The organism is Lentzea sp. NPDC037011, from assembly GCF_055607425.1.
In genome coordinates this window covers 115754-141661 of record NZ_JBVJRT010000013.1, presented here as the reverse complement: position 1 = coordinate 141661, position 25908 = coordinate 115754, and the positions used below count along the sequence as shown (strand labels likewise).

At 71.1% G+C, this 25908-nt stretch carries 26 protein-coding genes; 15 read left to right on the top strand and 11 right to left on the bottom strand.

Annotated features, from left to right (window positions below; all coding sequences use genetic code 11):
• Positions 1-34: 34 nt before the first annotated feature.
• Both ACZ7CH_RS33845 and ACZ7CH_RS33840 read right to left on the bottom strand, forming a co-directional pair.
• Positions 35-805, bottom strand: a complete 771-nt coding sequence (locus ACZ7CH_RS33845; protein ID WP_360397257.1) for a mechanosensitive ion channel family protein — start codon at positions 803-805, stop codon at positions 35-37.
• 215 nt (positions 806-1020) lie between these two features.
• Positions 1021-2583, bottom strand: a complete 1563-nt coding sequence (locus ACZ7CH_RS33840) for an alpha/beta hydrolase (protein WP_360397255.1) — start codon at positions 2581-2583, stop codon at positions 1021-1023.
• A 126-nt stretch (positions 2584-2709) separates the two neighbouring features.
• Here ACZ7CH_RS33840 and ACZ7CH_RS33835 point away from each other — a divergent pair, with 126 nt between their 5' ends.
• From ACZ7CH_RS33835 to ACZ7CH_RS33815, 5 genes are all read left to right on the top strand, one after another.
• Positions 2710-3924 carry a PucR family transcriptional regulator gene (locus ACZ7CH_RS33835; RefSeq protein ID WP_360397253.1) on the top strand — a complete coding sequence of 405 codons (1215 nt, stop codon included), beginning with the start codon at positions 2710-2712 and terminating at the stop codon, positions 3922-3924.
• A 194-nt stretch (positions 3925-4118) separates the two neighbouring features.
• On the top strand, positions 4119-5048 hold the full coding sequence (locus tag ACZ7CH_RS33830; RefSeq protein WP_360397251.1) for an ACP S-malonyltransferase: 930 nt from the start codon (positions 4119-4121) through the stop codon (positions 5046-5048).
• Positions 5045-6022 (top strand): beta-ketoacyl-ACP synthase III, encoded by a 978-nt coding sequence (locus ACZ7CH_RS33825; RefSeq protein WP_360397249.1) that lies wholly within the window; start codon positions 5045-5047, stop codon positions 6020-6022. Before ACZ7CH_RS33830 ends, ACZ7CH_RS33825 begins: the two co-directional genes overlap by 4 nt.
• Before the next feature lie 34 nt (positions 6023-6056).
• Positions 6057-6293 (top strand): acyl carrier protein, encoded by a 237-nt coding sequence (locus tag ACZ7CH_RS33820; protein WP_360397247.1) that lies wholly within the window; start codon positions 6057-6059, stop codon positions 6291-6293.
• Positions 6290-7525 (top strand): beta-ketoacyl-[acyl-carrier-protein] synthase family protein, encoded by a 1236-nt coding sequence (locus tag ACZ7CH_RS33815; protein WP_470375792.1) that lies wholly within the window; start codon positions 6290-6292, stop codon positions 7523-7525. Before ACZ7CH_RS33820 ends, ACZ7CH_RS33815 begins: the two co-directional genes overlap by 4 nt.
• Before the next feature lie 193 nt (positions 7526-7718).
• On the opposite strand, the gene ACZ7CH_RS33810 is transcribed toward ACZ7CH_RS33815, so the two are convergent.
• Complete coding sequence (locus ACZ7CH_RS33810) at positions 7719-8285, bottom strand: hypothetical protein (protein WP_360397243.1); 567 nt, start codon at positions 8283-8285, stop codon at positions 7719-7721.
• A gap of 600 nt (positions 8286-8885) precedes the next feature.
• Here ACZ7CH_RS33810 and lanKC point away from each other — a divergent pair.
• From lanKC to ACZ7CH_RS33790, 4 genes are all read left to right on the top strand, one after another.
• Positions 8886-11453, top strand: coding sequence for a class III lanthionine synthetase LanKC (gene lanKC / locus ACZ7CH_RS33805; RefSeq protein ID WP_470375791.1), 2568 nt, complete (start codon positions 8886-8888; stop codon positions 11451-11453).
• Positions 11454-11492: 39 nt separating this feature from the next.
• A complete protein-coding gene (locus ACZ7CH_RS33800; RefSeq protein WP_154697009.1) occupies positions 11493-11657 on the top strand; it encodes a SapB/AmfS family lanthipeptide in 165 nt (54 codons plus the stop codon).
• Positions 11658-11799: 142 nt separating this feature from the next.
• A complete protein-coding gene (locus tag ACZ7CH_RS33795) occupies positions 11800-13419 on the top strand; it encodes an ABC transporter ATP-binding protein (protein ID WP_458433819.1) in 1620 nt (539 codons plus the stop codon).
• On the top strand, positions 13419-15137 hold the full coding sequence (locus ACZ7CH_RS33790) for an ABC transporter ATP-binding protein (RefSeq protein WP_360397236.1): 1719 nt from the start codon (positions 13419-13421) through the stop codon (positions 15135-15137). Before ACZ7CH_RS33795 ends, ACZ7CH_RS33790 begins: the two co-directional genes overlap by 1 nt.
• A 28-nt stretch (positions 15138-15165) precedes the next feature.
• Here the strand turns inward: ACZ7CH_RS33790 and ACZ7CH_RS33785 are convergent, their stop codons facing one another.
• On the bottom strand, positions 15166-15669 hold the full coding sequence (locus ACZ7CH_RS33785) for a DUF3145 domain-containing protein (RefSeq protein WP_157529558.1): 504 nt from the start codon (positions 15667-15669) through the stop codon (positions 15166-15168).
• A gap of 157 nt (positions 15670-15826) precedes the next feature.
• Positions 15827-15952 (bottom strand): hypothetical protein, encoded by a 126-nt coding sequence (locus ACZ7CH_RS33780; protein ID WP_360397234.1) that lies wholly within the window; start codon positions 15950-15952, stop codon positions 15827-15829.
• 268 nt (positions 15953-16220) lie between these two features.
• Between ACZ7CH_RS33780 and ACZ7CH_RS33775 the strand changes: the two genes are divergently transcribed.
• The 3 genes from ACZ7CH_RS33775 to ACZ7CH_RS33765 are packed head-to-tail and all read left to right on the top strand — an operon-like array spanning position 16221 to position 19186.
• On the top strand, positions 16221-17450 hold the full coding sequence (locus ACZ7CH_RS33775; protein WP_470375790.1) for a hypothetical protein: 1230 nt from the start codon (positions 16221-16223) through the stop codon (positions 17448-17450).
• A 12-nt stretch (positions 17451-17462) separates the two neighbouring features.
• Positions 17463-17825 carry a VOC family protein gene (locus tag ACZ7CH_RS33770; RefSeq protein WP_458433822.1) on the top strand — a complete coding sequence of 121 codons (363 nt, stop codon included), beginning with the start codon at positions 17463-17465 and terminating at the stop codon, positions 17823-17825.
• 20 nt (positions 17826-17845) lie between these two features.
• The gene (locus ACZ7CH_RS33765) at positions 17846-19186 is read left to right on the top strand and encodes a dihydrolipoyl dehydrogenase family protein (protein ID WP_360397230.1); all 1341 of its coding nucleotides are present in this window, start codon (positions 17846-17848) and stop codon (positions 19184-19186) included.
• Here the strand turns inward: ACZ7CH_RS33765 and ACZ7CH_RS33760 are convergent.
• The 3 genes from ACZ7CH_RS33760 to ACZ7CH_RS33750 form a co-directional block, all read right to left on the bottom strand.
• The gene (locus ACZ7CH_RS33760) at positions 19174-19785 is read right to left on the bottom strand and encodes a TetR/AcrR family transcriptional regulator (RefSeq protein ID WP_360397450.1); all 612 of its coding nucleotides are present in this window, start codon (positions 19783-19785) and stop codon (positions 19174-19176) included. The two genes, ACZ7CH_RS33765 and ACZ7CH_RS33760, sit on opposite strands and share 13 nt — an antisense overlap.
• Positions 19786-19880: 95 nt before the next feature.
• A complete protein-coding gene (locus tag ACZ7CH_RS33755; protein ID WP_360397229.1) occupies positions 19881-20099 on the bottom strand; it encodes a DUF6343 family protein in 219 nt (72 codons plus the stop codon).
• Position 20100: 1 nt separating this feature from the next.
• Positions 20101-20703, bottom strand: a complete 603-nt coding sequence (locus tag ACZ7CH_RS33750; RefSeq protein WP_360397228.1) for a hypothetical protein — start codon at positions 20701-20703, stop codon at positions 20101-20103.
• A gap of 135 nt (positions 20704-20838) precedes the next feature.
• Between ACZ7CH_RS33750 and ACZ7CH_RS33745 the strand changes: the two genes are divergently transcribed.
• The gene (locus tag ACZ7CH_RS33745; protein ID WP_360397227.1) at positions 20839-21267 is read left to right on the top strand and encodes a MarR family winged helix-turn-helix transcriptional regulator; all 429 of its coding nucleotides are present in this window, start codon (positions 20839-20841) and stop codon (positions 21265-21267) included.
• Positions 21268-21356: 89 nt separating this feature from the next.
• Complete coding sequence (locus ACZ7CH_RS33740) at positions 21357-23615, top strand: HelD family protein (protein WP_360397226.1); 2259 nt, start codon at positions 21357-21359, stop codon at positions 23613-23615.
• A 76-nt stretch (positions 23616-23691) separates the two neighbouring features.
• Here ACZ7CH_RS33740 and crcB read toward each other — a convergent pair whose 3' ends face one another.
• Genes crcB through ACZ7CH_RS33725 form a run of 3 tightly spaced genes read right to left on the bottom strand, consistent with a single transcriptional unit; the run spans position 23692 to position 24771 of the window.
• Entirely contained in the window at positions 23692-24030 is a 339-nt protein-coding gene (crcB, locus tag ACZ7CH_RS33735; RefSeq protein ID WP_360397225.1) for a fluoride efflux transporter CrcB, read from the bottom strand.
• Positions 24027-24347, bottom strand: a complete 321-nt coding sequence (locus ACZ7CH_RS33730; protein ID WP_360397224.1) for a CrcB family protein — start codon at positions 24345-24347, stop codon at positions 24027-24029. Before ACZ7CH_RS33730 ends, crcB begins: the two co-directional genes overlap by 4 nt.
• On the bottom strand, positions 24331-24771 hold the full coding sequence (locus ACZ7CH_RS33725) for a MarR family winged helix-turn-helix transcriptional regulator (protein WP_360397223.1): 441 nt from the start codon (positions 24769-24771) through the stop codon (positions 24331-24333). Before ACZ7CH_RS33725 ends, ACZ7CH_RS33730 begins: the two co-directional genes overlap by 17 nt.
• A gap of 57 nt (positions 24772-24828) precedes the next feature.
• Between ACZ7CH_RS33725 and ACZ7CH_RS33720 the strand changes: the two genes are divergently transcribed.
• Entirely contained in the window at positions 24829-25866 is a 1038-nt protein-coding gene (locus ACZ7CH_RS33720; RefSeq protein ID WP_360397222.1) for an MFS transporter, read from the top strand.
• Positions 25867-25908: the final 42 nt, after the last annotated feature.

Below are 25908 nucleotides of genomic sequence, written 5' to 3'. Positions count from 1 at the left end.
TGTTTGCGCGAGGCCCCTTTCCAGCAGGTGGGAACTACCGGTCGGACATCGGCGTGCCCGACGGCGGGGTGGGGGCGTCACCCATCCGGCCGCTGACGTTCGCCGGCACCTCCTGCGACGCGCGCGGCATCGGCGACCGGGTCTGCGCCTCCTCCTGCACGCGGTTCAGCCAGCCCTCCCAGCGCGCCTGCATCGGGCGGACCAGACCGCCGCCGACACCGATGATGACCACACCGGCCACGGTGGCGAGCACGGCGACGAGCACCGGCATGGTCACCGAGACGGCGATGCCGAGCTGGTTGAGCGCGGCGATGACGCCCAGCGCGATCACGAAGCCGTAGGTGATGTTGCCCAGCAGCCGGGTGTACGAGCGCTGGCCCAGCGCACCGGTGACGAGGCCGCGCAGGGCGGTGCCGATCGCCGACGCGACGATCACCAGCACCAGCGCGACGACGATGCGCGGCAGGTACGCGATGACCTCGTTCAGCAGCGTGCTGACCGGGTTCGAGGCGCCGAAGACGCCGAACGCCAGCTGCAGCGCGATCAGCAGCACGAAGTAGTACACGATCTTGGCGATCAGGCCGGTCGCGTCCATGGACGACTGCTTCAGCGCACCGGTCAGGCCGGAGCGCTGCACGAGCTTGTCGAAGCCGACGCGCTTCAGCAGGAAGCTCACGCCCTTCGAGAGCGCCTTGGCGATGAACCAGCCGATGACCAGGACGAGCAGGAAGCCGAGCAGCTTCGGCACGAACGTGGCCACCATCGCCCACGCCTGGCCCAGGCCCTCGGTGATTTGCGAGCCCACGGGCCCTCCTAGAACGAAGTTGCGGTGAGTGAAGCTCCGACCAGGTGATCGTTTCGCGGATCAGACCACTCAGCAACAGCGACACTGTGACACGAAAGGGTGGCTGACGTGGATTTTTGTCGTAATACAGTCCAGAGTGGAACTACCGGTGGGGACCGGGGAGAGGGAAGCGCCCGACACGCTCCGTGTCGGGCGCTTCCACATTTCCGGGTCTCCTACGGGAGGGCGCTCAGGCCCCGGCCGTCCAGGTACTGCTGGATGTGCTCGGCCGACAGCACGGGTGCCTCCGCCGTGGTTCCCGAGCCGTCCTTCGGCACGTTCGGGCGCGGGTCACCCAGGCACTCGGAGCTGCTGCCGGGCAGGGCGCCGTCGATCAGGTACCGGTTGACCTTCCGGTCGACACAGGTGTTGCCGCCGTTGTAGAGGCCGTGCTTGCCCTCGTCGAGGACGGTGATCAGGTTGTGCCCGAGCCGCCTCGCCATCGCCGGGCCGCCGGCGTACTGCGTCTGCGTGTCGCCCTCCGCCTGCACGACGATGCCGACCGGGTAACCCGCACGCGCGAGCCGCACCGGCGGCTCCGGCGGGGTGAACGAGCGGAACGTGCAGGTCATCGGTGCCGCGCGGATGATGCCGTAGCCGTACGGGTAGCGCTCGCGGAACGTGCGCATGTCCTCGTAGTAGGTGTCCAGGTCCGTCGGCCAGTCGGACTCGCAGGTCACCGTGTCGAACACACCGGAGCGCAGCTCCTGCAGCCCGGTCCTGGCCAGCAGCTGGGCGGCCTGGGCGCCCTGGGCGTTCGCGGGCTGGTCGCCCGACCTCAGCTTCGCCACGATGTCGGCCAGGTCGGTCCACAGAGGACGGTAGCGGGACCCGACGCCCATGGCGCCGTCGAACGACGACCGCGTGTGGCCCTCGACCGGCGTGGCGTGCAGCTTGGCGGCGACCGACTCCACCGCGGCCAGCACCTCGGCCGGGGACTTGCCGAGCGCGAACTTCTCGTTGCGCTCCGCCACCCACGCCGCCCACGCCTCGGCGTCGCGCCGGTAGGCCACGGCCTGCTGGCGGAACTGCTCGTGCCAGATCCACTCCGGATGCACGGCGCTGTCGAGGACGCTGCGGTCGAGCCGGTCCGGGAACAGCGTCCCGTACACCGCGCCCAGGTACGTGCCGTAGGAGTAGCCCAGGTAGTTGATCTTCGGCTCGCCGAGCACCGCGCGCACGAGGTCCATGTCCCGCGCGGTGTTCGGGGTGCTGACGAACTGCCTGATCCCGCCGGCGGAGCGCTGGCAGGCCTCCTCGGCCTCGCGCGCCTCGGCCGCCCACTTGCCGAACTCGGAGTCCGCGGGCCGGGACTCGGGCTCGGCGATCGCGGGCGCGGTGCGGCAGTTCAGCGCGGTCGAGCCGCCGACGCCGCGCGGGTCGATGCCGATCAGGTCGTAGACCTGCACGAGGTCGGACTTGGCCAGGAACTGCGGCAGGCCGAGCCCGGACCCGCCAGGTCCACCCGGATTGGTGAACAGGACACCGCGGCGGCGCTCCGGTGCCGTGGCCCTCTTGCGGCTGACCGTCAGGTTGATCCGGTCGCCGCCCGGCTTGGTGTAGTCGAGCGGCGCGACGAGCGTCGCGCACTCCAGCTCGGTCAGCTTTCCCGTGCACGGCGCCCACTTCACCGGTTGGGCGACGAGCTCGGCCAGTGGGTCGGGCGGGTCGGCGGACGCGGCCGTGCCCACGGCCATGACCGCGACGACCCCGAGGGCGAGTGCCGGGTACCTGTGCAAGACGAAACCTCCGCGCCGGACGAACTGAAGACCATCTGGTGCCCGAAGGTATGGCCGCTCAGGCGCCGCCACGGGTTTGTGTCACCTGTTCCGGTGATGTCCGCCGCCACGGCATAGGCTGCGGACATGACCAGCAGCCCGACTTCCGAGAACACGAAGGAGGAGGTGCACCCTCCGGTCCTGTCGCCGCGCACGATGCGCAAGATCGAGCGCGCGTCCGGCAACCTCGCCACCGCGAGCGTCGCCGAGATGGAGCGGCGCCTGCCGTGGTTCGCGCGGATGCCGGCGGACCAGCGGGCGAGCGTGCTGCTGCTGATCCAGAACGGCGTGGCCGGGTTCGTCGAGTGGCTGCACGACCGGCAGCAGGCGATCCGGCTGACCGCGGACGCGTTCCGCAGCGCCCCCAAGGACATCTCCCGCTGGGTGAGCCTGCGCCAGACCGTCGAGCTGGTCCGGATAGCGCTGGAGCTGTTCGAGGAGCAGATGCCGGCGATGGCCGCCGACGAGACCGAGCGCGCGCTGCTGATGGAGGGCGTGCTGCGGTACGGCCGGGAGATCGCGTTCTCCGCCGCCACCTCGTACGCGACGGCGGCCGAGGCGCGCGGTGCGTGGGACGCCCGGCTGGAGGCACTGGTCGTGGACGGCATCGTGCGCGGTGATCCGGAGGAGTCGCTGCTGTCGCGGGCCGCCGCGCTGGGCTGGGACCCGGCGGCAGAGGCGACCGTGCTGGTCGGCAACCCCGGCGGGGAGGACCCGCCGACGATCGTCTACTCGGTGCGCAGCAAGGCGGCGCGGGCGAGCCGCCCGGTGCTGCTCAGCGTGCAGGGCTCGCGGCTGGTGGTCGTGCTCGGCGGGCCGACCGACACCGGTGAGGACGTGCTGGGCCGCATCGCCGAGGGCTTCGGCGAGGGCCCGGTGGTGGCGGGACCGACCGTGTCGTCGCTGTCCGAGGCGCACCGCAGCGCCAGCGACGCGCTGAGCGGGTTGCGCGCGGTAGTCGGCTGGCCCGCGGCGCCCCGGCCGGTGCGGTCGCTCGACCTGCTGCCCGAACGCGCGCTGGCTGGCGATCCCGAGGCGGAGTGGCAGCTGGTCGACCGGGTGGCGCGGCCGCTGGAGGACGCCGGCGGTGCGCTGCTGGAGACCGTGGACGCGTTCCTGGAGGTCGGCGGCGTGCTGGAGACGTGCGCGAAACGGTTGTTCGTGCACCCGAACACGGTCAGATATCGCCTTCGGCGCGTTCAGGAAATGACGGGAAGAAATGCACATGACGCTCGAGACGCACTTGTGCTTCGCGTCGCTTTGTCTGTAGGGCGACTTGCCCGCTCCCGGGGGCTGTGGTAGCCCGCCTCCTGTGACGGAGTTCGCACACATCCGGTGGAGTGAGGGCCAAACGACCTGGTACCCCGCTGAGCTGCGGTGACGTCACGCCCGGCGCATCGCGAGGACACTTTTGTAGGGTCTCTACAAATACGATCGCCGTACTTCGTCCTTTCCGGCATGGGGCGCCGGCGGGGCGACCGGCTTTAGTAATCGACGTGATCGCACTCCTCGCGCCCGGCCAAGGGTCCCAGACGCCCGGCATGCTCACCCCCTGGCTCGAACTGGAGGGGGCGGAGAAGCAGGTGCGGACGTGGTCGGACCTCACCGGTCTCGACCTGGTGCGGCTCGGCACCACCGCGGAGGCCGAGGAGATCGTCGACACCGCCATCACCCAGCCGCTGGTCGTGGCGCTCGCGCTGCTCGCGTTCGGTGAGCTGCGCCGCCGCCTCGAACTGCCCGCCGACGTCGTCGTCGCGGGCCACTCGGTCGGCGAGCTGGCCGCCGCGTCGATGGCCGGCGTGATCAGCGCCGACGACGCCGTCGCCTTGGCCGCCGTGCGCGGTCGTGCGATGGCCGAGGCGTGCGCGCTGGAGCCGACCGGCATGGCCGCGGTGCTCGGCGGCGACGAGCCGGAGGTCCTCGCCCGCCTGGAGGAGCTCGGTCTCGTGCCCGCCAACCGCAACGGCGCGGGCCAGATCGTCGCCGCCGGTCCGCGGACCGCGCTGGACGAGCTCGCGGAGAACCCGCCGAGCACGTCGAAGGTCCGCAAGCTGGCCGTCGCGGGCGCGTTCCACACCCGGTACATGGCGCCCGCCGAAGAGGCCGTGCGCGCCCGTGCCGCCGAAGTCGTCACGCAGGACCCGTCGCTGCCGCTGCTGTCCAACAAGGACGGCGCCGTCGTCACCGAGGGCGCCGAGGTGCTGCGCCGCCTGGTGTCCCAGGTCACCAGCCCGGTGCGCTGGGACGTCTGCCAGGCCACCCTCGTCGAGAAGGGCGTCACCGGTTCCGTCGAGCTGCCGCCGGCCGGCGCGCTCACGGGTCTGGCCAAGCGTGCGATGAAGGGCACCGCCACCCTCGCCCTGAAGACGCCCGACCAGCTGGAGAAGGTCGCTGAGCTCTTCGTCACCGCGGGAGAGACTCAGTGACGACCTTCGAGGCCCCGCGGGCTGCCGCGGGCAGCCGCATCCTCGGTCTCGGCAGCTACCAGCCGGAGACCGTGGTGAGCAACCACGACCTCGCCCAGCGCATGGACACCTCCGACGAGTGGATCCGCGAGCGCGTCGGCATCGCCAACCGCCGGGTCGCGGCGAAGGACGAGGGCGTCGTCGACATGTCCGTCATCGCGGGCACCAAGGCGATCGAGGACGCGGGCCTGACGCCGGAGGACATCGGCGGCGTGATCGTGGCGACGTGCACCATGCCGTCGACCATCCCGAACGCCGCCGCCCAGGTCGCCACGAGGATCGGCATCCAGGCAGCGGCCGCGTTCGACCTCAACGCCGCGTGCGCGGGCTTCTGCTACGCCGTCGCGACCGCGGCGGACATCGTCCGCGCCGGCACCGTGCGCAACATCCTCGTCATCGGCGCGGAGAAGCTCACCGACTGGACCCACCAGGACGACCGCTCGACCGCGATCATCTTCGCGGACGGCGCGGGTGCCGTCGTGGTCGGCGCCGGTGACGCGAACGAGATCGGCCCCGTCGCCTGGGGCTCGGACGGTTCCATGTCCGAGGTCATCAGGATCGACGACCGCGACTCGTTCATCCACCAGGAGGGCCAGGCGGTCTTCCGGTGGGCGACGACGCAGGTCGCCCCGGTGGCGATCCGCGCAGCCGAACTGGCGGGTGTCGAACTGTCCGACGTGGACGTGTTCGTCCCGCACCAGGCGAACCTCAGGATCATCGAAGCGATCGCCAAGCGCCTGCGCAAGAATGGTGCGCGCGAGGACCTGAAGGTCGCTCGAGACATCGTCGAATCCGGTAACACCTCCTCGGCCTCGATCCCCATGGCACTGGACCACATGCGGTCGGCGGGCGAGATCTCCAGCGGAGACGTGGTGCTGATGGTCGGGTTCGGCGCAGGACTGTCCTACGCGGGACAGGTGGTCCGGTGCCCGTGATTTTCCAGAGTGTGTCAATCGAAAGGGAACTTCAGTGAGCGACAACGTCCTGACCGGTCTTGCCGAGATCGTCGAAGAGGTCGCCGGTGTGGCCGCCGACGACGTCACCGCTGACAAGTCCTTCGTGGACGACCTCGACATCGACTCGCTGTCGATGGTCGAGATCGCCGTCCAGGCCGAGGACAAGTTCGGTGTGAAGATCCCGGACGACGAGCTGGCGAACCTCAAGACCGTTGGTGATGCGGTGGATTACATCACCAAGAACGCATGAGTTCGAACATCGACGTCGTCATCACCGGGCTGGGTGCCACCACCCCGCTCGGTGGTGACGTGACGTCCACCTGGGACGCGTTGCTGGCAGGCAGGTCCGGGGTCAGCCCCATGACCCACGACTGGGTCGAGAAGTACGACCTGCCGGTGAAGATCGCGTCGCAGCTCGTCGTCGACCCCACCGAGGTCCTGCCCCGCGTCGAGGCGCGGCGCCTGGACCGTTCGGAGCAGGTGGCCATCGTCGCCTCGCGCCAGGCGTGGGCCGACGCGGGCCACGACGACGACACCGTCGACCGCGAGCGCCTCGCCGTCATCATCGGCACGGGCATCGGCGGCGCGATCACCCTCCTGACCCAGGACGACCTCCTGGAGCAGCACGGCCTGCGCAAGGTGTCGCCGCTGACCGTCCCGATGCTGATGCCGAACGGCCCGGCCGCGCACGTGGGCCTGGAGCTCAAGGCGCAGGCGGGCGTGCACGCACCGGTCTCGGCCTGCGCGTCCGGGGCGGAAGCCATCGCCTGGGCCTACCGCATGATCAAGGCCGGCGAAGCCGACGTGGTCGTGGCGGGCGGCGCGGAAGCCTGCATCACCGCCATCCCGGTGGCCGGCTTCTCCCAGGCCCGCACCATGAGCACCCGCAACGACGAGCCGGAGAAGGCCTCGCGCCCGTTCGACACGGCCCGCGACGGCTTCGTCCTCGGCGAGGGCGCGGGCGTCATGGTCCTGGAACGGCGCGAGTTCGCCGAGGCCCGCGGCGCCAAGATCTACGGCCGCCTGGCGGGCATCGGCACCTCCGCCGACGGCTACCACATCACCGCCCCCGACCCCGAGGGCGTCGGCCAGTCGCGTGCCATCGCCGCATCCCTGCGGTCCGGCGGCATCGACCCGTCCGACGTCGGTCACGTGAACTGCCACGCCACCTCCACCCCGGTGGGCGACGTGGCGGAGACCGTGGCCGTCCGCAAGGCCATCGGCGACCACCCGGTCCTCACCGCCCCGAAGGGCGCCCTCGGGCACCTGCTGGGCGCGGCGGGCGCGGTGGAGGCGATCATCACCGTCCTGTCGATCCGCGACGGCATCGTTCCCCAGACGCTGAACCTGGAGAACCTGGACCCCGCGGTCGCGCTGGACGTGGTGGCCGGTGAGCCCCGCAAGATCAAGCTCGACGCCGCCGTGAACGACTCGTTCGGCTTCGGCGGTCACAACGTGGCACTGGCCTTCACCTCGGTCTAGTTCCCGCTGTGCGCAGCGCCCCGGTCCGCTTCGGCGACCGGGGCGCTGCCGTTTCTCGGCTTAGGCCAGTGGCGGCCGGTGGGTGGGCAAGCGCGAGCCGGTGGCACTCGCGGACGTGTTGCCGGGCCGGCGGGAGCCGTCGGGCGGCCGAGTCAGCGGGAACCCTCGAACGGTGGAGGTCGGCGACGAGCCGCTAGCACCGCTCCATCTGCGGCGTCCGGTTCTCCGGGGCCTCGTCCACCCGCCATTCCCCGCCCTCCCGCACCACCACGTACACGACCCGCCACCGGATGCACCCCTCCGGCAACGCGACGGGGGCCTTGGCGACGTCCTGCGTGGACACGAACGAGATGAGCGCCCGCACCCGCCGCCCGACCACGTCGGACTCGATGCGCTGCACGACCACCCCGCCGTCGCGGGTGGTCTCGTAGGCGGCCCGCCACGTCTCCTCGACCGCCTGGGACGCGCGGCGGGAGGACACCGCGGCCGACCAGGCCCGGAAGTCGCGGGCGTTGATGGCGTCGAAGTACCGCTGCAGCACCGACTGCACCTGCTGGCGGTCGGGGTGGGTGAACGAGTCCGCGCTGAGCCGCACCTCCGGCGATCCGGGCAGCTGCCCTGCGGAGGAGGCGACGGCGGGTTCTCCCGAGGCCTCCGCGGGGCGCAGGTACACGGCCCTGCCCACCATTCCGGCCGCGACGGCCGCACCGGTGATCACCACGACGGCCGGCACCAGCCAGCGACTCGCTGCGCTCCCCACCAGGGAAGCCTAGACCCCGCGCACCGGGGGTGGTCCCGTGCCGCACGCACCCGGTGCTCCGTTACACCGGAAAGAAAGATTCACTCGAAAGTTGAGATTGTGTCGTGATCAGCGGTTGCATGTGGCAAGACAATGATTGGCACATAAAAAGCTGATGACCAATCCCATACTCCGAATGAGTTCCTTCGGGGGTAATCCTACCGCCATTCGGCCGCATCAAACGCGCATATGTCGCGATTTTCGGCTTCACCCGGACAGCCCAAGGGACACGGGCCGTGTCCGACCGTTGCCCACCCCTAACTATACGTCGCGAACCGTGTGGAATACCGCAGGTCAGCGCTTCGCAATTAAAAGAACGCGCTGGTGCCGTTTAGCGAGGTGCCCGGCAAGCGAAGCTGACTCATCGATCAGAAACCTCTCAACCGGGTGATCTGGCTCCAAACCTCTTTACTCTGAGCAACATACGCGCCGGTAACCCCGGGTCTTTCGGACACGAACGGGTTACCCATATGCCCCCAATGGCGGATTGGCCATAGCTTCGAAAATGTGCGGGAATATGCGGCGTCAACGGAATTGCGAAACAGTGAGGGAGGTAATTCGGTGGATCTCAGATACGAGGCGTTCTGCTTCGCGGATCGACGGTTCTACGATCTGCAGAGCAGCACCGAAAGCGGCCTCCCGGGCGATGACTTCGCGCACCAGCTGCCCGCTCTTCCGGATGGCTGGGTGCAGGCCGAGCGCAACGTCTGGCGGCACCTGCACCCGCACGGGGTGCAGCTGCCGAAGCAGGGGTGGAAGATCCACGTCTCGGCCGGCCTGGACAACGCGACCGCGGTGCTCAAGGCGACCTTCGACTACTGCGTCGAGCGGCGGATCCCGTTCAAGTACCTGCAGACCGTCTCGATCGTGCTGGCGCGCAACTCGAAGTACGCGCCCCGTGAGGGCAGCGGCAAGCTCATCACGATCTACCCGACGAGCACGGAGCAGCTGGAGCAGGTCCTGACCGAGCTCGCCGCGGTGCTCGACGGGCAGCACGGCGCGTACATCCTCAGCGACCTGCGCTACGGCAAGGGGCCGCTGTACGTGCGCTACGGCGGGTTCTCCGAGCAGTGGCTCGAGGTCGACGGGCAGCAGGTGCTCGCGATCGAGGGGCCGGGCGGCGAGCTCGTGGCCGACCAGCGCAAGCCGGTGTTCAGCCTGCCGGAGTGGGTGGAGCTGCCGGAGTTCCTGGCGCCGCACCTCGCGGAGCGCAACGCCGGTGACCCGGAGAAGTTCCCCTACCGGATCAAGAGCTCGCTGCACTTCTCCAACGGTGGCGGCGTGTACCTCGCGACCCGCAAGAGCGACGGCAGGGAGGTCGTCCTCAAGGAGGCGCGGCCGCACGCCGGGCTCGACCGCGAGGGGCGCGACGCGGTGGCACGGCTGGAGCGCGAGTACGAGGTGCTCACCCGGCTCGCCGGCGTGCGGGGCGTTCCCGCGGTGTACGACCGCTTCACCGAGTGGGAGCACCTGTTCGTCGCCATGGAGTTCATGCCAGGCCGGTCGCTCGGCCAGTGGCTCGGGATGAACTACCCGTTGACGCACAAGGAAGCCGGCGACGAGAAGGTCACCGCCTACCGGGACCGCGCGCTCTCCCTCGTGCGCAAGGTCGAGGACCTGGTGGCGCGGGTGCACGAACGCGGCGTCGTCTTCGGCGACCTGCACACCATGAACGTCCTGGTCGACGAGGACGACGAGGTCTCGCTGATCGACTTCGAGCTGTCGTCGACGATCGAGGACCTGCACCGGCCGACGCTCGGGGCCCCCGGCTTCCAGGCACCGGCCGACCGCGACGGCTTCGACATCGACGCCTACCCGCTGGCCGCGCTCAAGCTGTGGATCTTCCTGCCGCTCAACGCGGTCCTGGAGCTCTCACCCGCGAAGCTCGACCAGCACGTGCGGGTGGTGCGGGACCGCTTCGGGCTCGACGACGAGTACTGCCGGGGCATCGTCGACGTCCTCCGGCCGCGGGTCGACCCGCCGGCGGATCCGGCGTTCACCGCGTTCGACGACGAGGAACCGGACTGGACGCTGGTGCGCAAGGAGATCGCGACCGCGATCCTGCACAGCGCCACCCCGCAGCGGAAGGACCGGCTGTTCCCCGGCGACATCGAGCAGTTCGAGGTCGGCGGAGCCGGGTTCGCCTACGGCGCGGCGGGTGTGCTGCACGCGCTCGACGTGAGCGGCGAGGGCCGGTACCCCGAGCACGAGGACTGGCTGATCGCGTCGGTCCGCAGGGAACCGCCCAAGCAGCCCGGGTTCTACGTCGGCGCGCACGGCATCGCCCACGTGCTGGAGAACTTCGGCCACCACGACCTCGCGGCCGAGCTGGTCGAGAGCTACGCGCCGCTCGTCGCGACCACGCAGGACCACGGGCTGAGCGCCGGCCTGTCCGGCATCGGGCTCAACCTGCTGCACTTCGCCGACTCCCGGCACGACCACGGTTTCGCGGAGCAGGCCGAGGTGCTGGCCGAACGGCTCGCGCGGCAGCTCGCCGACGCACCGGGTCCCGGTGGCAAGGCGCGGGCGGGACTGCTGCACGGCTGGTCCGGTCCGGCGCTGTTCTTCCTGCGGATGTTCGACCGCACCGGCGAACACCGCTGGCTCGACCTCGCCGAGCAGGCGCTCGAACGCGACCTGGCGGAGACGATGGTCGCGCTCGACGGTTCGCTGCAGGTGCGGGACGGCAACTTCCGGTCGCTGCCCTACGTCGGCATCGGCGGTGCGGGCATCGCGCTCGTGCTCACCGAGCTCGCCGCCATCGCACCGGAACGCCCGTGCGTCGAGCAGCTCCCCGGCCTGCTCGACGCCTGTACCAGCGAGTTCGTCATCCAACCGGCGTTGACGCTGGGCAGGGCCGGTCAGCTGGCCACCCTCGCCCACGCGACGCGCCACCGCCCGGACGAGCGGTACGAGCGCTCGATCCGGCAGCACCTGCGGGCACTGGGCTGGCACGCCGTGCGCTTCGGCGGCGGGCTCGCGTTCCCCGGTGTGCAGCTGCGCCGGATGTCGATGGACCTCACCACCGGCGGTGCGGGCGTCCTGCTCGCCATCGCGTCCGCTGTGGACGGCCGCGCTCCCCTCCCCTTCCTGGGGAGGACCCAGACCCCGGTCCTCGCGGACCGGTAGCAGTGATCCAGCAAGATCCCTCTTAGCAAGGAGACCGTCATGGGCTTCATCCTCGACATGCAGGACCTCGAGACCCCCGAGGCGCCGGCCAACGTGCTGGCGGGCGGCGGCTCCGGCGGCGGTGGCGGCGGTTCGACCACCGCGTCCAACGCCTCGCTGCTGCTCCCCTGCTCGCACAGCACCGTCAGCCTGCTGGCCTGCTGAGCTGTTCCACAACTGAGCTACCCCGGCCGATGAGCGGCATAGGCGAAGTATGCCGCTCATCCGCCACCTGCAGGGCCCGGCAGCCGGCCAGCTGTCGGGCCCTCGCTCATGATGCGCCCTGACGCCCTCGGGAGGAACAGCGATGACCAAACCCGGTGACGCTCTGCTGTTCTCCACCGTCAAGCGCGACTACCGGCCGTGGCTGCTGCTCCTCAACGCCGCGGTCACCACCGCCGCCGGTCTGCTGCTGCCGGCCGCGCTGGCCGGTGCCGTCGACATGGCGCTGGGCGGGCGGTTCGTGCTCGCGACGATCCTGTTCCTGCTGGTGCTGGCCGCGGTCGAGATCGTCGGCGACGCGATCGGGATCGTGCTCGCGGCGAGCATCACCGCCCGCGGCACCGCGTGGTTGCGCCACCGGCTGTCCCGGCAGCTGCTCACGATCGGTCACCCCGCGCCGTTCGCCCACGGCGACGCCGTCAGCCGCGTCACGGGTGACTGCGGCAACGCGGGCGGTGTCGCCGTCACGGTCATCGGCCTGCTCGTCAGCGTCGTGTCGTCGGTGGGCTCGGTCGTCGCGCTGGCGCTGCTGGACTGGCGGCTCGCCGCGGTGTTCCTGGTCAGCGCCCCGCTGGCGGGCCTGCTGATCCGCACCCACCTGCGCCTCACCGCCGACGACGTGCTGACCTACCAGGAGGTCTCCGGCGAGGTCTCGGCCCGGCTGCTCGACTCCGTGTCCGGCCTGCGCACGATCTCCGCCGCCGGTCTCGCCGACCGCGAGACGCGCCGCGTGCTGCAGCCGCTCCCCCGGCTCGCCGCGGCGGGCGCCGGGATGTGGCGCACCCAGGCCAGGATGATGTGGCGGGCCGGGCTCCTGCTGCCCGCCGTGGAGGTCGCGGTGCTCGCGGCCGCCGGGTTCGGGGTGCTGCAGGGCAGGCTGAGCGCCGGTGACGTGCTCGCCGCCCTCGGCTACGCCGCGCTGGGCATGGGGATCGTCGGCCAGATCACCCAGCTCACCGTGCTGGAACGCACCCGCGCCTCCGCCGGCCGGATCGCCGAGGTGCTCGACACCCCGCCACCGCACCGCCCCTTCGCCCGCGCCCCCCGCGACGGGGCACTCGAACTGCGCGGTGTCAGCGTCGACGGCGCGCTCCACGACGTCGACCTCGTCGTCCCGGCCGGCGCGTTCTGCGCGGTCGTGGGCAGCTCCGGCGCGGGCAAGTCCGCGCTGGCCGCCGTGCTCGGCGGACTGTCCCCTGTGGACTCCGGTGAGGTCGCGCGGTCCGGCGACGTCGGGTACGCCTTCGAGCGCCCCGCTTTGCTGGGCACCACGATCGGTCGTTCGATCGCCTACGGAACGGACGCGGACGAGGCGCGGGTCCGCGCCGCCGCCGTCGCCGCCCAGGTGCACGACGTGCTGGTGCGGCTGCCTCACGGGTATGAGACGCCGGTCGCCGACACCCCGCTGTCCGGCGGTGAGGCGCAGCGGATAGGCCTGGCGCGTGCGATCGTGCGCGACCCCGAGGTGCTCGTGCTGGACGACGCCACCGCCAGCCTGGACACCGTCACCGAGGCCAGGGTGGACGACGCGCTCACCACCGCGCTGCCCGGCCGCACCCGCGTCGTCGTCACGCACCGGCCGGCGACGGCGGCCCGCGCGGACCTGGTGGTGTGGCTGGAGAACGGCCGGGTGCGCGCGACCGGCACCCACCAGGGGCTGTGGGACGACCAGGAGTACCGCGCCGTGTTCACCGGGGGCGAGTGATGCGCTTCTACCTCTCCACGCTGGCCGGGCACCGCCGCGGCGTGCTCGTCCTGCTCGCCTGGTCCGCGCTGGAGGGCATCCCGGCGTTCTTCGGCGGCAAGCTCGTCGGCACCGCCGTGGACAGCGGGTTCGCCGCGGGCCGCCCGGTGGCCGGGCTGCTGTGGCTGCTCGCGTTCGCCGCGCTCGCCGTCGCCGGCGCGCTCGGTCAGCGCCAGGTGTTCGCCCGGCTCGGCGATGTCGTCGAGCCCATGCGCGACGCCCTGGTCACGCAGGTCGTCAAGGGCGTGCTGAACAACCGGACGCACCGCCGCACCCCGGACGCCAGCGCCGTCGCGATGATCACCCGTCACGTCGAGGTGGTCCGCGACGCCACCGCCGGCGTGCTCGTGCAGGCCCGCGCGCTGCTGGTCACCACGGTCGCCGCGCTCGTCGGGCTCGCCACGACCGCGGCCGCGCTGGTCTGGCTCGTCGTCCTGCCGATCGTCGCGGCGCTGGTGCTGTTCGGGTTCCTGCTGCCGTCACTGGCGAAACGGCAGCGCAACGCGGTCATGGCCGAGGAACGCACCGCGGAGGCGACCGGCGGGGTGCTCACCGGGCTGCGCGACGTCGCCGCGTGCCGGGCCGAGCAGGAGGCGTTCGCGGACGTCCGGGCGCAGGTCGACGAGCAGGCGGCGGCGACGGTCGCGGTGGCCTGGGCGAACGCCCTGCGGGCCACCGTGATCGCTCTCGGCGGCTTCGCACCGGTCGTGCTGCTCGTCGCGTTCGCACCGCCGCTGGTGGCGTCCGGTCAGCTCACCACCGGCGCGGTGCTGGCGGCGGTCGTCTACCTGACCAACAGCGTCAACCCGGCGCTGCACGGCCTGGCCCGCACCACGAGCACCGTCGTGATGCGGCTGATGGTCGCACTCAAACGACTTCAGGAGGCGGCGCCGCGGCAGACCGGCGACGACGGCGTGGAGGTGCCCGTCAGCTGCGAGTTCACCCTCAGGGACGTCACGTTCGGCTGGAGCCCGGACGCCGTGCCGGTGGTGAAGGACCTGAACCTGTGCATCGGACCGGGCGACCACCTGGCCGTCGTCGGGCCGTCGGGCATCGGCAAGTCCACTGTGGCCGGTCTGCTCACCGGTCTGATGCCACCGGACCGGGGCGAGGTGCTGTTCGGCGGGCGGCCGGTGGACCGGGTGGTGCCGTCGGTCCGGCACCAGGCGATCGCGCTGATCCCGCAGGAGACCTACCTGTTCACCGGGACCGTGCGCGAGAACCTCGCCCTGCTGGCGCCGCAGGCCACCGACGCCGAACTCCTCGCGGCGGTGAAAAGCGTTGGGGCCAAACCACTTCTTGACCGGCTGGGCGGTCTGGACGCACGGCTGGGCCACGCGGGCGAAGGGTTGTCCGCCGGAGAGGCGCAGCTGCTCGCGCTGGCACGGGTCCACGCGACGCCGGCGGCGGTGGTGATCCTCGACGAGGCGACCTCGCACCTGGACCCGGCGGCGGAGGCGCGGGTGGAGCGCGCGTTCGCGGCCAGGAAGGGCGTCCTCGTGGTGATCGCACACCGGCTGAGCTCGGCGTTGCGGGCGGACCGGGTGCTGGTCATGGACGGTGGCGCGCCTCTTCTGGGCACGCACGAGCAGCTGCTGGAGACCTCGCCGACCTACGGCAGGCTGATGCTCGCCTGGGACCCCACCCACCACGAGCGAACCCCGCTGCCCAACCGGTAGCGGGGTCCACTCAGGACTGGCCGGGAGCTCACCCGACGCGGTGCAGCCACGTGACCGGCGCGCCGTCGCCGGCACGGCGGAACGGTTCCAGCGCGTCGTCCCACGCCGCGCCGAGGAGCTCGTCGACACCGTGCGCGAAGGACTCACCGCCGCGGGAGCGTGCGGCCAGCGCACGCAGCTGGTCCTCGTTCACGACGATGTCGCCGTTCGCCGAAGTGCGCGCGTGCCACAACCCCAGCACGGGCGCGAAGCAGAAGCGCTCTCCGTCCTGACCTGGGGACGGTTCCTCGGTCACCTCGAAACGGAGCATCGGCCACGCGCGCAGCGCAGCAACGAGTTTCGCGCCGGTACCGGCGTCACCGGCCCACGCACATTCAGCGCGCAACTGTCCTGGTGCCGCGGGTTGCGCTGCCCACCTGAGGTCCACTCGTTCGCCAAGGGTGCCCGAGATCGCCCACTCGACGTGCGGACAGACCGCAGACGGCGACGAGTGGACGTAGACCACGCCACTGGTGCTGCCACGGGTGCTCACTGCTGACCTCCGCTACTCGACGAGGGACGTCTTCCCCTACGCCTTTGCCGAGTGAGGTGATCACCGTGGAACCCGTTCGCTGCATTCTGCCTCGACTTGAGGCATGTCCGCCATAAGAACCAGCTCGATCATCACCCGACCGGGTCAGATACAGGTCTTAAGTCCCGATCTCCCCTGCCGAGCGATGCGTGATCGTGATCTCCAGCGCGTTTACCGCGGCGACGATCGTGGTGGACGTGCCCAGGTCGAGCAGGGCGGGACCGTGCTGCGGCTTGACCGTCACCGGGCCAGGGTCGAACGCCCCGCCACCGGACGGCCCAGGAGTTGTCGACGACCTGTCGTGGCCGCCGCGACAGGGGAGGCGGCGGCCACGGGCACCACGGCGAGCAGTGCAGCACGTCTGCAACTGGACCCTCCGTGAACATAGGCAGACAATCCATCCAACGAGTGATCCACTTTCCGGTGACGGGTGTCACGCAACGTCTCGACTGGCCGCAGGTGAACGACCCCGGAGCGCTACGGTGTGCCCCCGTGCGGAAAGGTGGGGACTCGTGCGGTTGATCCGTCTGGGCGCTGAACCCTCGGCCATCGGGGCGGACGTCCGCGCTGCCCTCACCGCGTGCGGCGCGGGCACGGAGGTGCTCGGCGGGGTCGCGTTGACCGGCGTGCAGCCCCCCGACTGCCCGGTGCCGCTGGACGCGGTCGTGGTGCTGCCCAAGGGCGTGCTGGTGATCGTGGGCGTGGACCTGCCCGACCCCGCCGTGAAGCTGGAGGCCCCGCTCGGCGGGACGTGGACGATCGACGGCTGGCCGCTGGTCAGCCAGGACGGCATGCCGAACCCGGCGACCGAGGCCGTGGCGGCGGCGACGGCGGTGGCCCAGCGGTTGCAGGCCATGCGCGCCGAACCGCTGCCGGTGAGCACGGTCGTCGCGGTCGGCCCGTTCGTGAGCCAGGTCGTGCAACCCTCCGCGGACCTCAACCGCGGTGTGCGGGTGCTGCACCCCAAACCGTCCACATTGCTCACCGCGGCACGCGAGCTGGCCACGTCGGCGGTGCCGTGCTCGGCCGAGCACGCGGCCAAGCTGCTCGCCGTCCTGCAGACCACCGGCACGCCGCCGGACACCGCGTCGCTGCTGGGCGAGGGCTTCTCCGACGCCGTCTCCCCCGACCTGGCCTCCGCCAGCACCATGCTGATCCCGAAGATCGGCGTGCGACCGCCGGCGGGCAGGCGCGGGCCGGTCAAGCTGCGCTGGCCCTACCTCGCGGGCGCCGGTCTGCTCGTGCTGGTCCTGCTCGTGTGGCTGGTCGTGGCGCTGCCCGGCGGTGACCCGCAGGTCGGTGCCACGGAGACGCCGCCGCCCGGCCCGACGACGGTGGTCGTGGACGGCACGACGTTCGTCCCCCGAGACGCCCAGCAGGACGAGGACTGCGCTGCGCAGGCGTTCGGCGACGTCAAGGCCTGGCTGGTGGCGAACGAGTGCGGCCGGGTCCAGCGCGCCACCTACGAGACGACCGTCAACGGCCGCAAGGCGTCCGTGCTGGTCGCGGACCTCGACGTGATGGACGCCCCCAGCGCCAAGGCGTTCCACGCGATCGTGGCGGCCCCCGGCTCCGGTGGCGTGAACGCGCCGGACGGCAACCCGCTGGCGAACGCGACGTTCGCGAGCGGCGTGAAGGGCAGCCACGTCCAGCTGGCGTTCGTGGTGTGGTCCGGCGGGGCCGGCGACGCCGCGCTCGACCCGATCGCCAAGCAGGCGTTGCGGCTGCCCACCTCCCGGTAGAGGGTGGAGGGCATGATCGGACAACTTCGTTCCGTGGTGGTCGACTGCCCCGACCCCTCCGAGCTGGCGTCGTTCTACGAGAAGCTCCTCGGCGGCGAACGCCTCGCCGGCAGCGAGGACCCCGACTGGGTGGTGGTCGTCGCGAGCGGCACGCGGATCGCGTTCCAGCGCGCGCCCGAGTACGTGCCGCCGGTGTTCCCCGACCCGCACGGCTCGCAGCAGTTCCACCTCGACGTGCTGGTCGAGGACGTGGAGCTCGCCGAGTCCCAGGTGCTCGCGCTCGGGGCCAAGCTGCTCGCGCGCGACAACCCCGACGACTACCGCGTCTACACCGACCCGGTCGGGCACACGTTCTGCCTCCTGTGGCTCACCTAGAACCGTTCTAGTGTGGCGCCATGGATTTCGACGTCATCGTCATCGGTGGTGGCCCCGTGGGTGAGAACGTGGCCTGGCGGACGGCCGCCGGTGGCCTGTCCACCGCCATGGTCGAGAAGGAGCTGGTCGGCGGCGAGTGCTCGTACTGGGCGTGCATGCCGTCCAAGGCGTTGCTGCGCTCCGGTCACGCGCTCGCGGCCGCCCAGCGGGTCAAGGGCGTGGTCGGCGGCAGCCTCGACCCGCTGGCGGTGCTGGAGCGGCGCACCTCGTTCACGTCCGACTGGGACGACGCGGGTCAGGTGCAGTGGGCCGAGTCGGTCGGCATCACCGTCCTGCGCGGTGACGGCGAGGTGACCGGCGAACGCGAGGTCACCGTCGGCGGCGAGGTGCACCGGGCGCGGCTGGCCGTGGTGGTGTGCACCGGCAGCGTGCCGAAGATGCCGCCGCTGGACGGCATCGACGACACTCCGGTGTGGACGTCCCGCGAGGCCACGTCGGCGCGCGCGGTGCCGGAGTCGCTCGTGGTGCTCGGCGGCGGCGTGGTCGGTGTCGAGATGGCGCAGGCGTGGGCGCGGCTCGGGTCGAAGGTGACGCTCGTGGTGTCGGGCGACCGCCCGTTGCCGCGCATGGAGGACTTCGTCGGGCCGCTGGTCGCCGAGGGCCTGCGGGCCGACGGGGTCGAGGTGCTGCTGAACGCGCGGGCCGCGGCCGTCGAGCCGGGCGCGCTGACGTTGCGGGACGGCCGGGTCGTGCGGGGCGCGGAGATCCTCGTCGCGACCGGGCGGGTGCCGGCGACGAAGGACGGCAAGCCGATGAGCATCGACGACACCGGTCTCGTGTCCGGCGTGGACGGGCGGTGGCTGTACGCGGCCGGTGACGTCACCGGGCGTGCGCTGCTCACCCACCAGGGCAAGTACCAGGGCCGGGCGGTCGGGTCGGCGATCCTGGAGCGGTCGCGCGGCTCCGAGCCGGAGCCGTGGTCGGCGGGCCAGGCCAGCGCCGACCACGTGGCGGTGCCGCAGGTCGTGTTCACCGACCCCGAGGTGGCCTTCGTCGGGCACACCGCGGAGGAGGCACGTGCGGCCGGACGCGATGTCAAGGTCGTGGACCTCGACATCGCGGTCGCCGGGTCGTCGCTGCACGCCGACGGTTACAGCGGCAAGGCGCGGATGGTCGTCGACGAGCGCACCCGCACCCTGGTCGGTGTCACGTTCGTCGGCCAGGACGTGGCCGAGCTGCTGCACGCCGCCACCATCGCGATCGTCGGCGAGGTGACCGTCGACCGGCTGTGGCACGCGGTGCCCGCCTACCCGACGATCAGCGAGGTGTGGCTGCGGATGCTGGAGGCTTACGGCCTCTGAGGTTCCAGCACGCCGCCGAGCATGCCCGTGAGCAGCTCGTTCGCCGTGCCGACCACGTACGCGCGGTCGTCGGGGTCGACCCGTTCGGCCAGCTTGAACAACGCGTCCGCGGTCTGCACGGCGATGCGGAAGGTCAGCATGACCGGTGCGTCGCCGTGCGCTCCGAAGCGGTTGACGAACATCTCGGCGAGCCGTTCGGCCATCAGCTCGTACTGGTCGACGCTGGAGTCGAGCCGGTGGCTGTCCAGCATGTCGCTGAACCGCACCCGGCCGAAGCCCGGCAGCTCCGCCAGCATCCGCATGTAGACGGCGACGACCTGGGTCATGGCCTCGCGCCAGGTGTCCGCGATGAGGTCGCTGGAGAACAGTTCCTCGACCTCGCTCAGATATGCCTCCATACCGCGCAAGGCGAGCGCGTGCACCACGGACCGCTTGTCCGGGAAGTATTGGTAGAAAGAACCGATGGGCACTCCGGCCACGTCGACGATGCGCGCCGTGGTGATGTCGTCGTAGTCGTATTCGTTCAGCAGGCTCGCACAAGCGTCCAGGATCGCGGAGACGGTGGCCGCACCGCGTTGTTGCACCGGCTGCCGACGCATCACCCTGGCCAACCTGCCCCTGGCCGGATCTTCATGCACAACGACATCTTCATCCATCGGACGGCCGAAGCCCAAGCACGGGTTCCCGGCAGTTCTCAGCCGGGATCTCCGCGCCGTTTGCGGCGGGCCACCCAGGCGAGGTCGACGAGGCACACGACGGCGAGCAGCCACAGCACGACGGCGAGCCAGACGAGGTCGGCGCGCAGGGCCAGCCACCCGGCGACCGAGTTGAAGACCAGCCCGAAGCCGGCGAGCCACAGCCGCAGCGTCAGCGCGCTGCGCGGCGGGGCGGGCGGAGGGAGGTAGTCGCTCACCTCACCCGGTTTCCCGCAGCAGCGGCGCCTCAACCGACCTCAGCGGCCGCGGCGGTTTCGTCACGTAGGGCTGAACGAGGCGGGTCAGCGCCACACCGGGCGCGATGAGCGGCACCACGGCGGTCAGCACGGCGGCGGTGGTCGCGGCCCTCAGCACGTCCCTGGGCATGACGGCGACCCGGTCGACGACGAACGCGCGCCGCCCGGTGAGCGACACGACGGCGAGGACGGCCAGGAACACGAGCATGCTGAGCATCGCCCGTTGCACGGCGTGCTCGTACCCGGCCGCCTCACCGGCGACGAGCACCGCGAACCAGCCGGCCAGGGCGGGCAGCTGCCCCTGTTCGGTGGTCGCCGCCCAGCTCAGACCGCCCAGGGTGGCGAGCCAGGCGAGGACGTCGGCGCGGTCCTGCGCCCAGGCGGTCGCGACGTGCAGGGGCAGGCCGGTCCAGGAGAGCAGGCCGAGCGGTGTCGGCGGGTGGGCGGCGAGCTGGCCCAGGACCCAGGCGAGCAGCCACGCCGACAGCAGCACCGCGAGTGCGAGCTGCCACCGGGGCCGGCGCACCACGCAGCGGGCGAGCCGGACGATCTCCGCGCGCGTCATACCCCCACCTTGCCGTCCCGCGGTGCTCCGTGGAGAAACGTCACCCCGATGCTCACCCGTGCGGCCCTCGTCCGGGGGTGTCGACCACGCTGCGCAATCCACGATCGTGTGACGGATCTTTCCTATGCTGAAGTGATGAGCATCGATCAGCTCCTGCGTCTGCCCAGCTACCTGATGCTGCAGCTGGTGCGCGAGGCGCGGCGGCTGGGCCGGGGCGAGCTGCGCGGGCCCCAGGTGACGGTGCTGGCCTGTCTGGCCGAGCAGGAGGCGGTCGCGCAGAAGCGGATCAGCGAGCAGGTGCGGATGGACCCGAGTGACCTGGTGTCGGTGCTCGACGACCTGGAGGGCCGCGGGTTCGCCCAGCGCAGGCGTGACGTGCGGGACCGGCGGCGGTTCACCGTGTCGATCACCGCGGCCGGGCGCGAGGCGTTGCGGCAACGGCTGGAGGCGGCGCGGGCGCACGAGGAGGAGCTGCTGGCGTCGTTGACCGAGCCCGAGCGGGTCGCACTGACCACACTGCTGCGGAAGGCCTACCTGCACCACGCGGACATGCGTGTAGATTAGCCAGTCTGCGCTCAGACGACGGAGTGCGGGCAGGAGAATGCGATTCAGGATAAAACCTGACGTCGCAGGGTATCGAGAAATGAGGCACGTTGTCAAGCCCCTCCGATGACCTCCGGTCGGCCGAAATGGAGCCGGAGCAGGAATACGTGGCCATGTTGTACGGCCGGCTCGACGACCTCCGCGAACAGACGTCGAAACGACTCGCACAATCGTTGCGACAAACCGGCGGCACGCACCAGATGCGGTCCGAGCGCGACACCTCCGTCGCGATGTACACAGATCAGCTGGCGCAGTACAGCGCGGTCGAGAACGGCCTCGCGTTCGGCCGGCTCGATTTCCACAACGGTGACCGGTTCTACATCGGCCGAATCGGTCTCTTCGACGAGGACAAGGAATACGAGCCGCTGCTGATGGACTGGCGCGCCCCCGCGGCCCGCCCGTTCTACCTCGCGACCGCCGCCTCCCCCGACGGCGTGCGCCGCCGCCGGCACCTGCGCACGCGCTCCCGCAAGGTCATCGGCCTCGACGACGAGGTCCTCGACATCAACTCGGTCGAGCCGTCCCGCAACGAGGGCCTGACCGGCGAGGCGACCCTGCTGGCCGCGTTGAACGCCTCCCGCACCGGCCAGATGAGCGACATCGTCGCGACCATCCAGGCCGAGCAGGACGTCATCATCCGGTCCGAGCTGAACGGCGTCGTCGTCGTGCAGGGCGGTCCCGGCACCGGCAAGACCGCGGTGGCGCTGCACCGCGCCGCCTACCTGCTCTACACGCACCGCCGCCAGCTGGCCAAGCGCGGCGTGCTCGTGGTCGGCCCGAACACCACGTTCCTGCGCTACATCAGCCAGGTCCTGCCCTCGCTGGGCGAGACCGGCGTGCTGCTCTCGACCGTCGGCGAGCTGTTCCCCGGCCTCACGGCGGTGGGCAGGGAGTCGCCGGAGGTCGCGACGCTGAAGGGCCGCGTCCAGATGGCCGACGTGATCGCCGCCGCGATCCGCGACCGCCAGGAGGCCCCGCCGTTCTTCGACATCCGCTTCGACAACGACGTGCTGCGCCTGGACCGCCGCGCCATCTCCGACGCCCGCGGCCGCGCCCGCCGCACCCGCCGCCCGCACAACGAGGCCCGCCGCACGTTCGCACGCGAGATCATCTCGACGCTCGGCGGCATGGTGGCGGCCAAGCTCGGCGGGCACCTGCTGGACAAGGCGGACGTGGACGACATCCGCCGCGAGCTGCGCGAGTCCGAGGAGGTCCAGGCCGCGATCTCGGCGCTGTGGCCGGTGCTGACGCCGTTCTCGCTGCTGTCCGAGCTGTACGCGAACCCGAAGCGCCGCAACCGCGCGATGTCGAAGTTCACCCGCGAGGAACGCGACCTGCTCCAGCGGACCTCGGACGACTGGACCCCGGCCGACGTCCCGTTGCTCGACGAGGCCGCCGAACTGCTCGGCGAGGACGACACGGAGGCCAAGGCCCGCGCCGAACGCCAGCGCCGCCAGGCCATCGAGTACGCCCAGGGCGTCCTCGACATCCTCGACCTGGAGGACGACGCCGACCCGGACATCCTGATGGCCACGGACCTGATGGACGCTTACCGGCTGGCCGAACGCCACGGCGTGGACCGCTACGAGACCGCGGCCGAACGCGCCGCGGCCGACCGCACCTGGACCTTCGGCCACATCATCGTGGACGAGGCCCAGGAGCTGTCCGCGATGGCGTGGCGCACGCTGATGCGCCGCTGCCCCAGCAAGTCCATGACGGTGGTCGGCGACATCGCCCAGACCGGCGACGTCGGCGGCGCGCTGTCGTGGGACTCCGTGCTGTCCCCGTACGTGCAGAACCGCTGGCGCCTCACCGAGCTCACCGTGAACTACCGCACCCCGGCCGAGATCATGGAGGTGGCCGCGGACGTGCTCGCGTCGGTGGACCCTTCTCTCGTGCCGCCCGCTTCGGTGCGCGACACCGGTGTGCCGCCGTGGGTCGCGTCGGTGTCGTCGTACGCCTCCGAGGTCCCCGCGCTGATCTCGTCCGAGGTCGCGGCCGTGGGCGACGGCAAGGTGGCGGTGATCGTTCCCGCGGCACTGCTGCCCTCGGTCGGTGCGGCCGTGGTGTCGGAGGTCGCGAACTCGTCGACGGGCGAGCTGGAGGACGCGCAGGTCGTGGTGCTGGGGGTGACCGACGCCAAGGGGCTGGAGTTCGACTCGGTGGTCGTGGTCGACCCCTCGGGCATCCTGGAGGAGTCGCCGCGCGGGGCCTCCGACCTGTACGTGGCGTTGACGCGTGCGACGCAGCGGTTGGGCGTCGTGCACTCCGGGTCGTTGCCGGACGTGTTGTCCCGCTTGAAGGACTGAGCTCCGCCCGGCCTCCTGCGCGAAACGGTCGCGGTGCCGCCGACGGCATCGTGGGCGCGGAGGAGGCCGGGAACGTTCAGCGTGCCAGCGCCAGCCCCAGAGTCGCGGCCCCCACCCCCAGCACGACGCTGACCGCGACGTTCACCAGCGCCGCCCGGTACTTCTCCTGCTCCAGCAACGACACCGTCTCGTAGCTGAACGTCGAGTACGTCGTCAGCCCACCGCAGAACCCCACCCCGAGGAGCGGCATCCACGCCGTCCCCGCGAAGAACCCGATCAGGAAGCACCCCAGCACGTTCACGACCAACGTGCCGTACGGGAACGCCGACCCGGCCCGCTCCTTCACCGCCCAGTCGACCAGGTACCGGGCCGGCGCACCCAAAGCCGCCCCCACGAACACGGCGAGCACCGTCACCGCGTCACCCGCACCCCGACGAAAGCCGCAGCCACAGCACAAATCGGCGTCAGCAGAAGGAACAAAGGCCGTCCCGCCAGCGCGTACGACGAGAACGTCGTGAACCCGCCCAGGAACCCGACGCCGAAGAACGCGCGGACCAACGGCCGCGGCGCGGTGCCCATCAGCACGCCGATCAGGAACGACCCCAGCACGTTGATCACGAACAGCCCCAGTGCGCCGGGCACGAACGCCGACATCCCGTAGCGCGCCACGCCGCCGAGTCCGCCGCCGAGCGACACCAGGGCCACGAACCGGGGGTCAGGACGGTTCGGCAAGGTGCTCCACCAGGTGGTCCAGGGCCTTCAGCGCGCGCACGACGTCCTCCCGTTCCGAGGACTCCAGCTTGCCCAGTGCGGCGCCGATGCGCTTCTCGTGCTCACGCTGCCAGACGAGCAGCTGTTCGTGTCCACGGGGTGAGACGGATAGCCGTGCTACCCGCCTGTCCCTGGGGTCGGCGCCGCGGACGACCAGGCCCGAGTCGATCAGCTGGGACACCAGGCCGGAGACCGTGTTGGGGGCCAGCCGCAGCGACGCGGCGAGGTCGCCGACCTTCATCGGGGGGCGTTCCGCGAGGGTTTGCAGCAGCTCTACCTGCGCCATCGGCAGGGACTCCCACGGCCAGTCCGCACGGATGCTCGTCCGCAGCGCCCGGCGCAGGCGGGTGACGACGTCGGTGAGCGTGCGGGCTTCGTCTGACATGCGGAAATCTTACTGAACGCGGGGATATAGCTCTGTGTCAGATATAATCTGACCACGATGAACTGGTTCGTCACGGAGTCCCCCAGGCCGGCGTGGATCGCACAGTGGCCGAAAGCGCGTTGGCTGGTCATCGCGACCGTGTGCTTCGGGGCGTTCATGGGGCAGTTGGACGCCTCGATCGTCACGCTCGCGTTCCCCGCGATGGCAGAGCACTTCGGGCACGACCCGGAGATCGTCTCGATCAGCTACCTGGTCACGCTGGTGGCGTTGCTCGTCCCAATGGGCAGGATCGCCGACCGGGCCGGGCGCAAGATCGTCTACATCTACGGGTTCGCGCTCTTCACGGCCGCGTCGGTGGCGTGCGCGTACGCGCCGAACTTCGAGCTGCTCGTCGGTGCCAGGATCGCGCAGGCGGCGGGCGCGGCGATGTTGCAGGCCAACAGCGTCGCGCTGGTCACGACGAACGTGCCGCCGGAGCTGCGGCGCAAGGCGCTCGGCATCCAGGCCGCGGCGCAGGCGGCCGGGCTCGCGGCGGGGCCGTTGCTGGGCGGGTACCTCGTCGAGCACCACGGGTGGCAGGCGGTGTTCGCGATCAACGTGCCCATCGGCGTCGTCGCCATGATCGCGGGCCACTACCTGTTGCCCCGCACCAGGAGCACGCGGGAAGAGCGCGGCAGGCCCGGTCTCGCGGTGCTGCCGGGGCTGCTCGGCGTCGGGCTGACCTACGCGGCGTTGTTCGCGCCGATGACGTTGCTGCCGTTCACGATGAAACAACCGTTGGCGCACATAGGGCTCACGATCGCCGCGCTGCCGCTGGGGTTCGCGGTCGCCGCGACGCTCATCCACCGGCCGGGTGCCAGGACCGGGGCGTTGATCGCCGCCGTGGCGGTGCTCATGCCGGTGCCGCCGGTGGTGCAGCTGCTCGCGGCGGGCATCGGGCTGGGCATCATCGCGCCGTCGTGCACGCGACGGGTGATGGGCGCGTTGCCGGACCACCAGGCCGGTGTGGGCAGCGGGATGGTCAACGTCGCGCGCGGACTCGGCACCGCGCTGGGTGTCGCCGTCGCGTCGCTGCTCATCAACGCGTTCCAGTAGTGGCACCGGTTTCCGCTAGGCCGAAAGGGCGCCTCGGGGCGC

Excerpts from the sequence above, each read along its gene's own strand:
- ACZ7CH_RS33835 (WP_360397253.1), top strand. The coding sequence starts at position 2,710 with ATGACCAGCAGCCCGACTTCCGAGAACACGAAGGAGGAGGTGCACCCT.
- ACZ7CH_RS33815 (WP_470375792.1), top strand. The coding sequence starts at position 6,290 with ATGAGTTCGAACATCGACGTCGTCATCACCGGGCTGGGTGCCACCACC.
- ACZ7CH_RS33800 (WP_154697009.1), top strand. The coding sequence starts at position 11,493 with ATGGGCTTCATCCTCGACATGCAGGACCTCGAGACCCCCGAGGCGCCG.
- ACZ7CH_RS33795 (WP_458433819.1), top strand. The coding sequence starts at position 11,800 with ATGACCAAACCCGGTGACGCTCTGCTGTTCTCCACCGTCAAGCGCGAC.
- ACZ7CH_RS33790 (WP_360397236.1), top strand. The coding sequence starts at position 13,419 with ATGCGCTTCTACCTCTCCACGCTGGCCGGGCACCGCCGCGGCGTGCTC.
- ACZ7CH_RS33770 (WP_458433822.1), top strand. The coding sequence starts at position 17,463 with ATGATCGGACAACTTCGTTCCGTGGTGGTCGACTGCCCCGACCCCTCC.
- ACZ7CH_RS33765 (WP_360397230.1), top strand. The coding sequence starts at position 17,846 with ATGGATTTCGACGTCATCGTCATCGGTGGTGGCCCCGTGGGTGAGAAC.
- ACZ7CH_RS33760 (WP_360397450.1), bottom strand. The coding sequence starts at position 19,785 with ATGCGTCGGCAGCCGGTGCAACAACGCGGTGCGGCCACCGTCTCCGCG.
- ACZ7CH_RS33750 (WP_360397228.1), bottom strand. The coding sequence starts at position 20,703 with ATGACGCGCGCGGAGATCGTCCGGCTCGCCCGCTGCGTGGTGCGCCGG.
- ACZ7CH_RS33745 (WP_360397227.1), top strand. The coding sequence starts at position 20,839 with ATGAGCATCGATCAGCTCCTGCGTCTGCCCAGCTACCTGATGCTGCAG.
- ACZ7CH_RS33725 (WP_360397223.1), bottom strand. The coding sequence starts at position 24,771 with ATGTCAGACGAAGCCCGCACGCTCACCGACGTCGTCACCCGCCTGCGC.
- ACZ7CH_RS33720 (WP_360397222.1), top strand. The coding sequence starts at position 24,829 with ATGAACTGGTTCGTCACGGAGTCCCCCAGGCCGGCGTGGATCGCACAG.